The organism is Sporosarcina sp. NCCP-2716, from assembly GCF_023707985.1.
Classification (GTDB): Bacteria; Bacillota; Bacilli; order Bacillales_A; family Planococcaceae; genus Sporosarcina.
This window is the reverse complement of the sequence record NZ_BRCF01000003.1, coordinates 253,694-268,521: the sequence shown is the minus strand read 5'-3', so window position 1 is coordinate 268,521 and position 14,828 is coordinate 253,694. Positions and strand designations below refer to the sequence as shown.

Here is a 14,828-nt window from a genome sequence, read left to right as displayed (position 1 = left end):
AAATATTAAAATATCTTGATGGATACTCATTTAAAATATTCTTTCAACATTTTGGTTTGAAATGCTCTTAGATTGTGGGAGAAATAATTGTAATTTACAACTGCTGATAAAAATATCGCTAATTGAAACGTCAATCCAATCCAAAAGAAGGGATTGGTGATTAAATCAATGGAAGTACCAATAGATATTATGGTAAACCCAATTGCTGATAAGGCTGAACACACAAGCAATGTGCCAAGACCATGAATTGTTCCAAGCATGTGCCTATATCTTCCTTCAATATACTCTCTAGACTCTTTCACTTTGCTCAGCAGAAATGAATGCCATACATATTCTAATTGAAAATAATTTTTAATATTGTCTTCTCCCCAATTACTTCCTTTGGGAAAATTTTCTCCAATCTCACTAATCATATCTTCGTATTTTCTTTTTTTATTAAGCGACCAAAGTATACCAAAATAAATTTGATGCATTAAATATCCAATAGGAACACCGATTGCAGCGAGAGATATTAGCAACGTGGCTCCTTTTGTAATATCAATTAGTCCTGAATCTAACGGGTTGATACCTTTAATGAACACCACTCCATAAAGCAACCAAAATATTAACACCCATCCTGGGATGCCCCAGCGAATAACGTATTTGGCTTCAAAGTTCACGTTCATCAATTCCGATCATTGTTATTTTCTTTCTATTAATCATACCATTTCTACAATTGTATGGCGACCTGTGCGCCAAACAATTACGTCTAAAACCTTACGGTACTATTCTTTCGTATGGAGAAGACAACTCATACGGACATCCAAACAGTGAAGCGATAGCTCGTCTGGGCAACCTAGTGACAAATCTGTATTCGACAGCGAAGTCTGGTGATATAACTATTGTAAGTGCCTGTGTGAGAAACAAGTTCATACCGCACTTTGAAGGCAAATTGGTAAAACGACGAATGAGGGAAGGCTTGCTGGGCGCGTTGGTATGCTTTTGCCTCGGCGCCCATCTGCTGCACACATATGGCCTTAATTGTTTGGTAACCTGCGCGTCAAACAATTCACGCTGAAGCAGTTCCTCACACTTCCAGCCCCGCAATACCAAATCCGCTAGGGCCGGAATGCGTCGAGATCATCGCGCCCGCTTCAATCCACAAACTATTTTTGAATCCTTGTTGCAGTGCAATCTCGTCAATCCGTTGTTTGATCGTCTCACTCAGCCCGATTGAATAGATGAAATAGATCTGCTGTCTGTCAATGTTGTATTGCTGTAGATAATCATCAAACAAGCTTTCAGCGACCTTTTCCATTTTCCCGCGGTATTTTCTGGTCGACATAAGCTTACCGTCCACCAATTCAATACAGGGCTTGATCTTCAGCAACGCACCGCCAAGATACGCCATATTACTGACCCGTCCGCCGGCCCGCAGAAAGTCCAGGCTGCCGGGAAGGAATGCCAGTCGTGACTTTTGAACCTTTGCCTCGACCCTCTCCACCAGACGTACAGGATCGATGTCAGGCTCTTCCTCGAGCAGGGCAGCCGCATACATAACAACCGCAGCCAATCCGCCCGTGACATTCAACGCATCAAGTAAATATATATCCTCCACATCTTCTGCAGCCGTCAGTGCGTTTTGATAGGAAACAGACGCTTTGGATGTGTAGCCTACATGAACGATGACACTATCAGGAAACTTCATCCGGATCGTTTTGAAAAACTCCTGGTACTCGTGCGTATTCGTCGCAGCGGTGGAAGGAATCTTTTTCGTGCGCTCATAGAAATTAAAGATGTCCTCAACAGGCAACTGACCGTCTAGATAGTCCGTTCCATTCATAATGACGTGCATCGGTACTACGTGAATGTTGTGTTTCTTCGCCAGAAGTTCGGGCAGATCGGCACCGCTTTCGGTTGTTAGGATGATTTTTTTCACTGTGTGTCGCCTCCGGTTTGTATTTTATGAGGTATTGGATGTAATTTCACTATACAGGATATGCGGGTAGGAGTAGGGGATTATTAAATTTGCCATGAAAACAAAGTGTAAAAGTCCAAACAACCGCATATTGTTTTAAAGCTTTTAAATGGTATGATTCTAGTAAGATAAATCTGAAAGCGGGCGATCATTATTATTACAATCAGGAATTTTGAAGACAATGCGAATGTAAAAGTCAAAGAAGAGCTCGGCCCATTTAAAGTAGTAGAATTTCAAAGAGAACTAAGCACCGATCGCGCAAGTGCCCAATCCGCCTATTTTGCGTCTGAGATGAATGTGAGACGAAGACAGCTGGTTTGCAATGTCGGTCAGTCCAATATTACGATTCAGGCAGGGGCGATGCAATGGATGGCAGGGGATGTAAAAGCGACGACAGGGCTTAAAGGGGTAGGGGACTTTATCGGAAAAACGATTCGAGGCAAAATGACTAAAGAATCGGCCATCAAACCTGAATATACGGGAACCGGCACACTTGTTTTGGAACCTACGTTTAAGCATATTTTGCTATTGGATGTTGCGGACTGGAATGAGTCACTTGTCATTGAAGACGGACTCTTTTTAGCTTGTGATTCAGGACTCAAACATAAGGCTGTAGTGCGCTCCACTCTTTCATCTGCCACATTAGGCGGTGAAGGTCTTTTCAATCTTGGCTTGACCGGACGAGGGACGATTGCGCTGGAATCCTTGATTTCAAGAGAGGAACTGATCGAAATCGAGTTGGACAATGATGAGTTGAAAATTGATGGAAATATGGCGATTGCCTGGTCCGGCAGTTTGGAATTCACTGTCGAGCGCTCTGGCAAAACACTTTTGGGTTCCGCAGCTTCCGGCGAGGGATTGGTGAATGTCTACCGCGGAACAGGAAAAGTATTAATGGCGCCATTTCTCCAATAAGCACTTTACGAATTCCCTCCAAAAGCGTTAGTTTGTTTGTTCCGTTTACAAGTGTGAAAGTGTGCAGCGATCGTGATGTTGCCCTGTGTGTCAAAAACGTTAAACACTATTCGAACAATGATTGGTGCCTGTGCGAGTAACAAACATTCACGTTTGTTTCCCGCACAGGTATTTTTATTTGGTCGCTCGTGCGAAAATGCCGTGAAATTTGAACCTCGCAACCTCCAAACACCCATCCTCGTCAATACTATGCTCCACAGTATGACAAAACTCCACAGTAAAAAAGCAGGTAACCTACTATGAGAAGATCCGAATACAAACAATATAAGAAACAGATGAAAGCAGATAAACAGAAAAGCAGCCTGAAGAAACGGGTGATCCGTTCCACAATTATCGGTGCGGTGCTCGCTGCCCTTTGTGCCGTGCTTGTCCTGAATCTGTTCATTGCCTTCAGCGATGTCAGCGAACTCGACAAGCCGGCACCGCGGTCGACGGTCATTTACGATCCGGACGGCAATGTGATTCGTAAGGTGTCGAACTCGAAAATCGAAGGGGTCTCGATTGATCAGATTCCGAAGTCGCTCCTTAACGCAGTCGTTGCCGTGGAAGATCAGCGGTTCTACAAACATGGCGGTATCAATTATTTGAGGATGGGGCGTGCGTTGGCCGAGAATGCGCTCAAAGGGAAGATCCTATCAGGCGGCAGTACGATTACGCAGCAGCTTGCGAAAAATGTGTTTTTGACGCAGGACCGTACGTACTCCCGGAAACTCAAGGAGCTGATCCTCGCCAAGAAGATTGAGCGGACGTTTTCGAAAGAGGAGATCCTGGAACGGTACTTGAACTACATCTACTTCGGCGACGGGGCGTGGGGTGTCCAGCGTGCGGCCCAGACGTATTTCGGCAAAGATGTGAGCGAGCTGACGCTGAGCGAATCGGCGACGCTGGCCGGGCTCCTCAAAGCGCCGTCTAATTTATCGCCCAGAAAGAACTTGGACAAGTCGGTGGCGCGGCGTAATCTCGTGCTGTCGCTGATGCTGAAGGAACAGTTCATCAATCAGGCGGAGTATGACGAAGCGATCGCACAGAAGCTGGTACTGTCTGAATCGACCGTGCCGCATGGGGAAATGAACTATCCCTATTATATCGATCGTGTCGTGGACGAGGCGGTGACTAGGTATGGGCTGGAGAAAGATGAAGTACTGTCGGGCGGTCTGCATATTACGACGGCCATCAATCCGGTCGTCCAGGATGCGCTCGAAGACGTGTATGCGGATGATGAAAACTTCCCACAGAGCCCCAAAGATCAGCTGTTGCAGAGTGCTTCAGTTTTCGTAGATCCGAAAACAGGCGGGATCCTCGGATTGATCGGCGGGAGAGGGGAGTATACGCAGGGACGCTTCAATAATGCGACCGATCTCCTCCGACAGCCCGGTTCTGCGCTGAAGCCGCTTGCCGTCTATACGCCGGCGCTGGAGGACGGCTATCACATGTCGGATCTGCTTACGGATGAACCGATCGATATAGGCGGGTATGCCCCGACCAACATCGATCAGCAATATCGAGGGCACGTGACCCTGTACAATGCGCTTGTGAATTCGTATAACGTTCCGCCCGTCTGGCTGCTGGATCAGATCGGCATCCAGGCCGGCGTGGATGCGGTGGAGCGGTTCGGGATCCCGCTGACGAAAAATGACCGGGTGCTTGGCCTGGCGCTTGGCGGGCTGGACAAAGGGACGTCCCCGTTGCGGATGGCGCAGGCGTTTTCCGCGTTTGCAAATGGCGGCGTCATGCAGGAAGCCCACGCGATCACCGAAATCAAAGATGCGGATGGCAACGTGCTCGGGACGTGGCACGGAGAGTCCGTGAAGGTGACGGAGCCGGAAGTTGCCGAGCAGATGACGTATATGCTGCGGGGGGCTGTCGAGGAAGGGACCGGACACAACGCCCGCATTTCCGGAATGGACGTCGCGGGGAAGACGGGCACGACACAGCTGCCGATTGACGGCGTGACAGGGTCCAAAGATCACTGGTTCGTCGGCTATACACCTGATATCGCCGGTGCGGTATGGCTCGGATATGATAAGACAGACGCTGACCATTATTTGACCTCGACCAGCAGCGCGACCGCACCGCCCATCTTCGCGAAGGTTGTGTCCCGATCCGCGAGCGAATTGTCTGCGAAGGAATTTGAGTTGTCATTGATTGACGATGACATCAAAGACTTGAAGAAGCAGGAGAAGAAGACAAAGAAGGAAAAGAAAAAGGAAGAGAAGAAAAAAGAGAAGGACGAGAAGGGAAAAGGGTTCTGGGAGAGCATCGAGGAGTGGGGGCAGAAGTGGTTTAGCGAGTGATACGGCACGGTTGGTGCGTCGGTAAAATAAAGGTGATGATGCATGAAAAGACGTCTTCTGTTCGCCGCATATATTGGCGGAAGGAAGACGTCTTTTCCATTTCATTACTCAAATTCTTCATACTCGTTCGGGTGCTGCCCCTCGACCCGTCCCGCTTCGCCTTTATCCAAGGAATCGATTGTCTGGATATCTTCGTCACTCAGACCAAAATCGAAGGTCTCAAGATTTGCTTTTTGATGGTTGTAGGACGATGATTTTACGATCGGTAAGACACCATTTTGCTGGTTCCACCGGATGATGATCTGCGCGGGTTCTTTGTCATATTTCTCAGCGATTGAGACAATGGTATCGTTTGTCAGCACATCATTGATTTCGCGGCCTAAAGGACTCCAGGCTTCGGTTAGAATGCCCTGGCTTTTATTGTACGCCACCAATTCATTGTTATTGAAATACGGATGGCGCTCGATTTGGTTCGTTGCCGGTGTCACGCCTGTTATTTCAATAATCCGCTCGAGGTGTTCCGGTAAGAAATTCGAGACGCCGATCGTCTTGATCAGTCCGAATTTCTGTGCATCGACGAGCGCCTGCCATGCCTCTTCATATTTACCTCGCTTCGGAAGAGGCCAATGGATCAAATACTTGTCAAAGTAGTCAAGTCCGAGACGGTACAGTGATTCTTGGATCATGAGGATCGCTTTGTCGTACTCATGGGAATGGCCGGGGAGTTTGGAGCTGATCATCAGTTCTTCTCTCGGGACAGATGACCGCCGGATCGCTTCTCCGACCATCCCTTCGTTGTAGTAGTTCGTCGACGTGTCAATGAGTCGATATCCCGCTTCAATGGCGGATAAAACAGAAGTGACTCCTTTTGCTCCGTTGATATTCACCGTTCCGAAGCCGATGGACGGAAGGCTCGTACCGTCGTTTAATCGGTGTAAGTGCATCGTATTCATTTTTATCATGCTCCTTTACAAATTAATTCATCTGATACTCCTTTCTCTCATTTTCCCTTTATGGGAACTGCCAAACGTCCTGGAGAGCTTCGGTTGTACAAGGCCTCGAACGGATTTTAATTCGAATTATCGGACAAATAAATTGCAGCAGTACTTCGGAATGCGTAAGATTAAAACTACAGTAGAGGAGGGGTTCCCTTGGAGACGATTACATTGAATAATGGCATCGAAATTCCGATTATCGGCAGCGGCACCAATACGTACGGAAAAGAAGGAAACGAGTATCGTGGTGCGTTACGGGGAGATACGCAGGAAGTCGACTGGGCGATTGAAAACGGGTACCGTCATTTTGATACGGCTCAAGTGTATAACAATGAAGAAGTGCTTGGACAGGGGATTGCAAAGTCGTCAATACCACGTGAGGAATTCTTCATTACGACGAAGCTGAATACATTCGAAGGGTATGCGGGTGCGGATTGGGCGCATATTGAAATTGAAAAGAGTCTGGAGAAACTGCAAACCGATACGATCGATCTGTTCCTTCTGCATAATCCGTGGGATAATCCAGCTGAAATGCTGGAGGCGTGGCGGATTTTAGAAGACTATTATAATCGCGGTGTCTTTAAGGAGATTGGCGTTTCAAACTTCAAGGAAGAACACCTCGATGCACTTCTTGACGGTGCCGCTGTGCGACCGGCAGTGAATCAAATAAAATCACAGGTCGGCACTTGGAATGAAGCGTTGATTGAATACAATACGAAAAATGATATTGCTACTGTCGCATGGTCGCCACTCGGCGGAATCGATGAACAGGCGAAGCAGACATTAGAGGAAATCGGAAAACAGTACGGGAAAACGTTCGCACAAGTGGTTTTGCGGTACAACATTGAGCGCAATGTGATCGTCATTCCGAAGTCACATAATAAAGAGCGCCAAGCACAAAGTTTAGCTATTTTCGACTTTGCCCTCACTGAAAACGATCGTGAACGGATTAGCAGGTTGTAAAAGGCGTATTCAAAGTACAGCTGACAGTTCTATACGAATAGAAAAAGCCATTCACTCCATGAAAGCGGAGCGGATGGCTTTTCCTGATGAATCGCACAACTATTCGTTACAGTTTTGCCCAGCGTTCTTCTAACCAGGCCATGAATTGTTCGCCTTTGTCGCCTTCATACGCATCATAGACGTCCAACCGCATACGCTTTAGCTTATCTGCAAAGTCTGCCACTGTATGGTCCTTCGGTAAGCTTTTTTTCACTCGCAGAAAAATCTTGTCCGTGTTTTTGATAATGTCAAAACGGGCAGGCGACGGTTTCTCGACGTCCTCACCAAACGCTGCCAGTGCTTCGTAGGCGGCTGACTGCACGGTGTACAGCGTATCATGCTGCATGCGGTTTTTCAGCAGATCTATGACTTTTTCATGTTGATACGCAGATAATTCTTCGACTGCCTGTAAGCGTTCGCGCCAGCTGGACGTATAATTGGCCTGTTTTTTCAATGTCTCGTACTGCTCGGGTAATGTTGTTTCAAATATTTTCAAGTGATTGCACCTCTTTTGTAATGGTTGGAAATAGCTTCGTCTTCTGCCTTACTCATTGTACGTTGTCCGGGGAATAATGGCGAGGGTTTATTGTGTGATGATGAGTTCATCAAACGATGCTGACACGGTTCAGGTCACTTCGTATCCATATAGCGTTCAACCGTCTCGTAAACAGCAGGCGCTGCATGCTGCCTGACCTGCTTCAACAGCTCCCTTTTATCATTGAACCGCAATGTCTCTTCTCCATTCTTGCCCTTCCGATGATACCGTTCATCATTGATCGAATACGTGCCATCCTCCGTCACTTTCGCAATGAGCAGCGCTTTGTTGAACGACGACTCCGGACTGTGGTGGATCTGCTGTTTGACGGTGTCGAGATGCGACCACTCGATCTCATCAGGATACAGGCCATACCGGCGTTCCCAGCCATCTTTCGTCTGTTGTTCGAACACCATCGTCCCTTTCTCGGTCGTTTCGCTGAGGAAGCGGAAGGTGCCGGCAGGTGAAGTGACGGGTTCACCGTCCAATGCGACCGGCTGCATGACGAGATTGCTGCCGAAGCCGCTGTCGATGAGGTAAAGGGTGCCGTTGTGGTCGAGCAGGTTGATGACATGTGTGCGGTCGAGGGCGTAGCTTTCGCGTGGCTGTACCCAGATGGTGGCTGCGGCGAGCTGGACGGGAATTCCTAGATCTCGGAGTACGAGATACAGCAGGCCGTTCAGTTCATAGCACAGGCCGCCGCGTCCTTGTTTCAGCATTTTGTCCCGCAAGTACTGCTCGGTGATCGGTTCTTCGCTGCCGAGCAGGACGTCGAGGTTCTCGAATTCGAATTGCCGGGCGAACCATTGCTGGACTTGGCTGATCTGTTCTAAGACGGACCCTGTCAGGTTCAGCTGGTCGATGGTTTGGTTTGGCATGAGGTGATTCATCCTTCCGTTTAATAAGTCATCATTTAGAGAGATTCTACATATATAAATAGTTGATTCGTCGATTTATCATATTAATGTATTGAACTTCTTACTTTATTATACACAAAATCACCTATTTTACGTTTGGAGAGGTGTTGTGCGGCGTCAATATGTGAGAGGGTATGATTAAGTAGGTCTTACTTGTCGGCAATCTTAAAAGAACATCGTGCAGAAATCAGTTATATATACATATAAAAGATAGGTGAATGGATACAAGCGGCAGGCTGTCCTTCTCAATATAATTAATTTAGTTGGAGAGAGAGGAAGAATGAATTGAATAAAATTGTACATACCCTGATCGCTTTTGCAATCAGTTTCACTGTGGTGATGGTTTCTGCCGGATCCGCCGAAGCTGCAGGCTTTAAAGATGTTTCAAGCTTCAAGAAAGAAATTGAGTATCTGACGGAGGCGGGGGTCATCAGCGGCTATCCGGATGGCACGTTCCGGCCATCTGCTAATCTTACACGGGCGCAGGCAGTCGTCATGATCATGCGTGCAATCGGCATGTCTGAATGGGCGGGACTCACGAAAGATCCGGGGTTTCACGATGTCAGTCCAAAATCATTTGGGTATCTGGAAATCGCCGTGGCCACAGAGGCGGGGATCATTAACGGAAAAACCAGCACACGCTTCGACCCGAGCGGCGCGATCACACGTGCTGAAATGGCGAAAGTTATCGCAAGTGCATTTAAATTGAAAGGTGAGTATGCACCGGGATTCAGAGATGTCTCTGCAAAATCGTGGGCAGCTCCTTCGATCTCCGCGTTAGCGTCGAACAACATTACGGTCGGCTACAATGACGGCACTTTTAAACCTACACAGTCCATTGACCGTGCTCAGTTTTCCGCATTCCTCGCACGCATCATGAAGCCGGTGTTCCGTCCGTCGACTGGCGCCTCTTCGCATGCTGTGATGGACGTGGCCATGGAGTCCTCCATCGTGGATGCCGTGCAAGCACCAGGCGAGCCGGTCGTCTACTACTTGGTCGGTAATCCGAAATCACTTGTTCTTCTGAACCTTGTGACGGGCGACAAGAAAGTGGTCGGCTTGAAGCATCCGGCTGCAACGATTGTCGAGAAAAATGGCAATCTGTTCGTTACCCAGCTGACTCAGGAAAGAAGTCCATACAACTTCATGAAGACGCAAAAAGGGATCGTCAATGTATATAAGGCAGAGGACTTGTCGCTCCTGAAAGAGGTGAACGTCTCGATTGATCCATATGACATTGCGGTCGCAGACGGGGACACGCTCATCATTTCATCAGGCTCAGACCAGGGAAGTGATGCGGAGATCCAGACATACAACTGGCGGACGGGTGAAAAACTGTCGTTCGTCAATGTGCCTACGCAGCAGCTGATCGAACTGACCCCTGCACAAGATCGATTGTATGCTGTGACAACCTCCCATTACACCGGCACCATCCGTCCATTCACGCTCATCGACGGCAAACTCGAATCAGCGCCGGTGGACAAGAGATTCTTTGATACGATGAAACTGAGAGGCTATACTCAAATGACGCCTGACGGGCAAGTGATGTATAACGGGGATGGCACGGTCTATGCGTTGAGCACAGACCCATCCGAGGATTTAGCCCCGCTCGGCAAACTGGCTAATCCATTCACAACGATGGCGTTCAGTGCTGTTGGAAACGAATTTTATCTTGCAGATGATACCGAGAAGATCTCTGTTTATGCCAACCGTGCGCTGGATGCCCATGCGTCCGTGCAGGCGTACGGCAAAGTGGACCGGCTGTTCTTTTTAGAAGATACACGGGAATTGTACGCAATTACCAAATTCAAATACGAAGGTGCGAAACAGGAAACGGTTCTTCTGGAATCCTTCCAGCAATGAACCGGATGGTAAGGTGAATTGAATCGTCATCATGGAAAGCAGCAGAGAACAGCCAACCGGCTTTTCTTTGCTGCTTCTTCTAAAATAAACGTTTTGGGAAGTTCCAATTGTTACTGACAAGGGAAATCGACCGGAAATAGACGGCGCCCGTTGTCCTGGGACTGTGTGTCAAACCACCCATTCCGGGTATAGATGATTGGAAATCGATTCAACATGAATATGTGCGAGCCATCATCTAAAGGAGAGTGTCTGACATGAAAGCAATCGTGATCGAGCAATATGGCGGATCGGATCAGCTGGTGGAGAAGGACCTGCCGATACCGGAGATCAAAGACGATCAAGTGCTGATTGAAATGCATGCGACGTCCATCAATCCGATCGACTGGAAAGTGCGGGAGGGCTACATGAAAGACGCGATGCCTTTTGACTTTCCATTAATACTGGGCTGGGATGCCGCGGGTGTCGTCAGTGAGGTGGGAAGCCAGGTCACCCGGTTCAAAAAGGGGGATGCTGTCTTTGCGCGTCCTGCTATGGAAAACGGCACGTACAGTGAGTATGTGGCGGTTGACGAAGACTTGGTGGCGCTGAAGCCGGAGCATCTCAGCTTTGAAGAGGCTGCCTCCGTACCGCTGGCCGGTTTGACGGCCTGGCAGTGCGTGGTCGACTTCGGACACGTGAAGAAAGGGGACAAGGTGCTTATCCATGCCGGGTCTGGCGGCGTCGGCAGTTATGCCATCCAGATTGCCAAAAGCTTTGGTGCTTACGTGTATTCCACGGCAAGCAGCAAGAATGAGGCATTTCTGAAAGAGCTCGGTGTGGATGAATTCATCGATTACAAGACGACTGATTTTGCAGATGTTGTGAAGGACGTTGACTTGGTCGTGGACACCATGGGCGGCGACATCCTGGAGAAGAGCTTGGACGTCGTGAAAAAAGGCGGACGCCTCGTTTCCATTGCAGGTGAGCCGAATGCAGAGAAAGCGAAAGCGAAGGGGATTACCGCGGAATCATTGTGGCTGAATCCGAATGGAAAACAACTCGCAGAACTCGGACAACTCATGGAAGACGGGAAAGTGAAACCGCACATCGGCCATACATTCCCGTTGACAGAAAACGGTTTACGTGAAGCGCACGATCTGAGTGCAACACACCATGCGAAAGGCAAAATTGTAATTACGATCCGTTAAGACACGATTAAAAAGCAGCAAAGATTAGCCGAGTGGCTGTCTTCGCTGCTTTTTTCATCAGGATTTATTCCGGAAGAATGGTGTCTTCTTCAATGTCAGGCAAAGCGGAATCGCAATCAGCATACCGACAACGCTCTGGATCAGATCCCCTGGGATGGAGGCGAGCGGCGCCACCCAGTTGTTGTACATGATCGCTTGCCCGATATAATACACGGCGAGCATGACGGGGGTGGAGGCGACGGCTGCCAGGATGTTCAGTTTCACACTGTCACCCCTGCGGCCGTTCGACCAGGCGATTTTTCCGACGATGTAGCCTTGCAGGAAGCGGGCGATGATCGTTGTCGGTGCCCAGATGATCCAGCCGCCGAATATATCGAACAGGCCCATGCCGATCGCGCCGGCGAGTGCGCCCTTTTTTGGACCGAACAGAATGGCGGCGATGAAGAGCGCACCTGTCCCGAGGTGGATGAGGCCGCCTTGTCCGATCGGAAGTTTGATGTTAATGAAGACGGTGGACACTAAAACAATTGCTGACAAAATGGCTGTGAGCACCAGATCCATCGTTTTTGTTCGCGTTTGAGCCGGTGTTTGGTGGTGTATCGTTTGCATATGTAGTTTCATCCCCTGACGTTATCGAATGTTGGTAGTTTTTAGTTTACTCAATGGCTGACCATTATGGAAGTGCCAGTTAGGTTAAAATGTTAGGGGTCAGTTGAAGGAGGAAGAAATTGAGATTTTCACTATTCTTGCTTTCGCTTTGTTATGGTACGATGGGGATATCGAAAGTACCGATATGTTAGGTGGGAGTTCCATTGAAAAAAGTTGCGGTCATCCAGGATATGTCGTCCTTCGGGAAGTGTTCGCTCGCGGCGGCCATTCCGGTTCTATCTGTCATGGGGGTGCAGGCCGTCCCGCTGCCGACGGCCATTTTGACGTCGCAGACGGAATACCCGAGCTATTACTGCGAAGATCTGACGTCGAAGATGAATCATTTTACAGATGAATGGAGCAAGCTGGGGGCATCCTTCGATGGAATTCACACAGGCTTCGTGACAGGGAAAGAGCAAATTGAAAATATTTTTACGTTTTTACATACGTTTTATGAGGAAGAGACGATGCTTCTAGTGGACCCGGTCATGGGCGACAGGGGAGAAATGTATGACGTGTTCACGAGTGGATTGATCAGCTATATGAAGGAGCTGGTGTCGCGCGCAGACGTCGTGACACCGAACGTGACCGAATGCTGTTTGCTGACAGGTCTGCCGTATGACAAGCTGCAGACGTATCGGACGAAAGAGGATTACTTGGCCGCCGTTGAAGAGGCGGGCCGGAAGCTGCAGGCAGCGAATCACGCCAAGGTCATCATTACCGGATTGAATCCGCCGGCCCTTGAGGGTACTAGGCTCGTCGGCAATCTGTACATCGAAGGCGCCCACTCGGTCCACAGCCTTCAGGAATACAATGGCAAGAGTTATTCCGGTACGGGCGACCTGTTCGCCTCTGTTATGATGGGCGGAATGATGCGCGGTCAGGAGATGTCGGAGACCAGGGAACTTGCGGAAGCGTTTTTGTCGGCAGCCATCCAGGCGACGTCAGAAGAAAGGATTCCGACAGTCGCCGGGGTGAACTTTGAATCTTATTTGAAGATGCTATTGTGACTATTAATTTTTGTTAGGAAAAGTGTAATATTAATATATTATCATTGAATATATTTTGTCGAACAAAATGGTATTACTAACTTGAATGAAAAATCTCTTGCTATTTCAAATTAGATATATATCGATTTAATAATGAACTAACAACTTACAAAAAACGAGGTTGGTACCATGAATGCAAAAGATCTACTAACTAAGTTAGACTTTGCTGTAATTATTAGTTTGTTGGTAGGTATGAGTTATTGTTTAACATTTATATACTTTAAAGGAAAGTTTTCTTTTTATGATATTCCTTCAGAGTTTGTAGAAGTTAATATTAAGGACATCTTTTACACAATGGTTCTGGTGATTCCTAGTATTTTTAATTTGGTTTTTGGACTAGTTGCAGAACTAAAATCGCATTTTAAATTTAAAAATGAAAGTTTAAATTATATCAGTTATAAGAAGATCAACACTGAAATAAAGTCTAGTAGTAAGAATCTAAATATGATTGAAAAAGAGTTAAGGGACAATGATGACAACTCACTTAAGTTGGAGATAGAACTACAAGAACAACTAGAAGAATTATTAGTGATTGAAAAAGATATACAAGAATTTGATCCTAGAAATGGAGTAGAAAGCCAGAATTTAAAAGAGCGAGTTAATGATATGAAACGAAGGATTGAGAATAACATATCGGAATTAGCGAACGCAACTAAAGAGAGAGAGATTAGTAAAAGCTTTATACAAGAGAACAAGCGAAGAATTAAGAGGGTTAAGAAAAAAGTGTTGAAAGATATAATTTATATTATTATTTTTTTCGCATTGTTACTTGTGGTTATTTCTATTGTTGGTTCAATATTATTTTCACGAGGACAAACTATATACATTTATTTGTTCGTAATACCTATTATATTAATAGTGATAAATAAATGGCTGATAAAACGTGAGAAATTCATATTAGTTAGTATAGGAATGATCTTAGCATCAATATTAGTTGCTTACGTTATTGGATATAATACTTCTAAAATACAAGAGAAATATATAATTATTGAAAAAGAAAAAAACTTATTTGTAGCGGTTGGAGTCTATAATGACACATTTTTGTGCAAGAAAATTAATGAGGAGGAAATGACTTTTGGAAATGATACAACGTTAATTAGCATTAGTGAAGTTGAAAATTTTGTTGTTCAAGACATTGGAGTACTCAAAAAGAATACAAAATATATTGTGCAGTAAACTGAATTAGGAACAAAATTAATTCAAGCCCTACTCACTGGACAGGAACAAACCTTTTTTATTAGTGAAGCGTTAAATGCCGCTGCCATCCAGGCGACGTCAGAAGAGCAGATACCTACGGTTGCCGGGGTGAACTTTGAATCGTATTTGAGGATGCTGCTTTGATTTAGAGGACGGTGCCTGTGCATCACACAAATCCGGAACAATTCGGAATAGTGTCTGAATTGTGT

Annotated in this window: 13 protein-coding genes; 7 read left to right on the top strand and 6 right to left on the bottom strand. The window is 46.8% G+C overall.

Going from position 1 to position 14,828, the window contains the following annotated elements:
* Positions 1-26: 26 nt before the first annotated feature.
* Both NFU03_RS07015 and NFU03_RS07010 read right to left on the bottom strand, forming a co-directional pair.
* A complete protein-coding gene (locus NFU03_RS07015) occupies positions 27-659 on the bottom strand; it encodes a BA5345 family protein (protein WP_251637345.1) in 633 nt (210 codons plus the stop codon).
* A gap of 407 nt (positions 660-1,066) precedes the next feature.
* Positions 1,067-1,918, bottom strand: coding sequence for a DegV family protein (locus tag NFU03_RS07010; protein ID WP_251637343.1), 852 nt, complete (start codon positions 1,916-1,918; stop codon positions 1,067-1,069).
* 330 nt (positions 1,919-2,248) lie between these two features.
* Between NFU03_RS07010 and NFU03_RS07005 the strand changes: the two genes are divergently transcribed.
* The gene (locus NFU03_RS07005) at positions 2,249-2,872 is read left to right on the top strand and encodes an AIM24 family protein (protein ID WP_285835428.1); all 624 of its coding nucleotides are present in this window, start codon (positions 2,249-2,251) and stop codon (positions 2,870-2,872) included.
* 299 nt (positions 2,873-3,171) lie between these two features.
* A complete protein-coding gene (locus NFU03_RS07000; protein WP_251637339.1) occupies positions 3,172-5,226 on the top strand; it encodes a transglycosylase domain-containing protein in 2,055 nt (684 codons plus the stop codon).
* Positions 5,227-5,330: 104 nt separating this feature from the next.
* Here NFU03_RS07000 and NFU03_RS06995 read toward each other — a convergent pair whose 3' ends face one another.
* Positions 5,331-6,179, bottom strand: coding sequence for an aldo/keto reductase (locus NFU03_RS06995; protein WP_251637338.1), 849 nt, complete (start codon positions 6,177-6,179; stop codon positions 5,331-5,333).
* Between the two features lie 198 nt (positions 6,180-6,377).
* Between NFU03_RS06995 and NFU03_RS06990 the strand changes: the two genes are divergently transcribed.
* Positions 6,378-7,184, top strand: a complete 807-nt coding sequence (locus tag NFU03_RS06990; RefSeq protein WP_251637337.1) for an aldo/keto reductase family protein — start codon at positions 6,378-6,380, stop codon at positions 7,182-7,184.
* 106 nt (positions 7,185-7,290) lie between these two features.
* Here NFU03_RS06990 and NFU03_RS06985 read toward each other — a convergent pair whose 3' ends face one another.
* Together NFU03_RS06985 and NFU03_RS06980 are read right to left on the bottom strand one after the other, a co-directional pair.
* Positions 7,291-7,719: a HEAT repeat domain-containing protein gene (locus NFU03_RS06985; RefSeq protein ID WP_251637336.1), complete on the bottom strand. Its 429-nt coding sequence runs from the start codon at positions 7,717-7,719 to the stop codon at positions 7,291-7,293.
* A 134-nt stretch (positions 7,720-7,853) separates the two neighbouring features.
* Positions 7,854-8,636, bottom strand: a complete 783-nt coding sequence (locus tag NFU03_RS06980) for an arylamine N-acetyltransferase family protein (protein WP_251637335.1) — start codon at positions 8,634-8,636, stop codon at positions 7,854-7,856.
* Between the two features lie 324 nt (positions 8,637-8,960).
* Between NFU03_RS06980 and NFU03_RS06975 the strand changes: the two genes are divergently transcribed.
* Positions 8,961-10,538, top strand: coding sequence for an S-layer homology domain-containing protein (locus NFU03_RS06975; RefSeq protein WP_251637334.1), 1,578 nt, complete (start codon positions 8,961-8,963; stop codon positions 10,536-10,538).
* 254 nt (positions 10,539-10,792) lie between these two features.
* Positions 10,793-11,725, top strand: coding sequence for an NADP-dependent oxidoreductase (locus NFU03_RS06970; protein WP_251637333.1), 933 nt, complete (start codon positions 10,793-10,795; stop codon positions 11,723-11,725).
* 57 nt (positions 11,726-11,782) lie between these two features.
* Here the strand turns inward: NFU03_RS06970 and NFU03_RS06965 are convergent, their stop codons facing one another.
* Complete coding sequence (locus tag NFU03_RS06965) at positions 11,783-12,334, bottom strand: ECF transporter S component (RefSeq protein ID WP_251637332.1); 552 nt, start codon at positions 12,332-12,334, stop codon at positions 11,783-11,785.
* A gap of 203 nt (positions 12,335-12,537) precedes the next feature.
* On the opposite strand from NFU03_RS06965, the gene NFU03_RS06960 reads away from it, so the two are divergent.
* Positions 12,538-13,383, top strand: coding sequence for a pyridoxamine kinase (locus tag NFU03_RS06960; RefSeq protein WP_251637330.1), 846 nt, complete (start codon positions 12,538-12,540; stop codon positions 13,381-13,383).
* Positions 13,384-13,551: 168 nt separating this feature from the next.
* Positions 13,552-14,598: a hypothetical protein gene (locus tag NFU03_RS06955; protein ID WP_251637329.1), complete on the top strand. Its 1,047-nt coding sequence runs from the start codon at positions 13,552-13,554 to the stop codon at positions 14,596-14,598.
* Positions 14,599-14,828 lie beyond the last annotated feature (230 nt).

Excerpts from the sequence above, each read along its gene's own strand:
- NFU03_RS07005 (WP_285835428.1), top strand. The coding sequence starts at position 2,249 with ATGAATGTGAGACGAAGACAGCTGGTTTGCAATGTCGGTCAGTCCAAT.
- NFU03_RS07000 (WP_251637339.1), top strand. The coding sequence starts at position 3,172 with ATGAGAAGATCCGAATACAAACAATATAAGAAACAGATGAAAGCAGAT.
- NFU03_RS06995 (WP_251637338.1), bottom strand. The coding sequence starts at position 6,179 with ATGAATACGATGCACTTACACCGATTAAACGACGGTACGAGCCTTCCG.
- NFU03_RS06980 (WP_251637335.1), bottom strand. The coding sequence starts at position 8,636 with ATGCCAAACCAAACCATCGACCAGCTGAACCTGACAGGGTCCGTCTTA.
- NFU03_RS06970 (WP_251637333.1), top strand. The coding sequence starts at position 10,793 with ATGAAAGCAATCGTGATCGAGCAATATGGCGGATCGGATCAGCTGGTG.
- NFU03_RS06965 (WP_251637332.1), bottom strand. The coding sequence starts at position 12,334 with ATGCAAACGATACACCACCAAACACCGGCTCAAACGCGAACAAAAACG.
- NFU03_RS06955 (WP_251637329.1), top strand. The coding sequence starts at position 13,552 with ATGAATGCAAAAGATCTACTAACTAAGTTAGACTTTGCTGTAATTATT.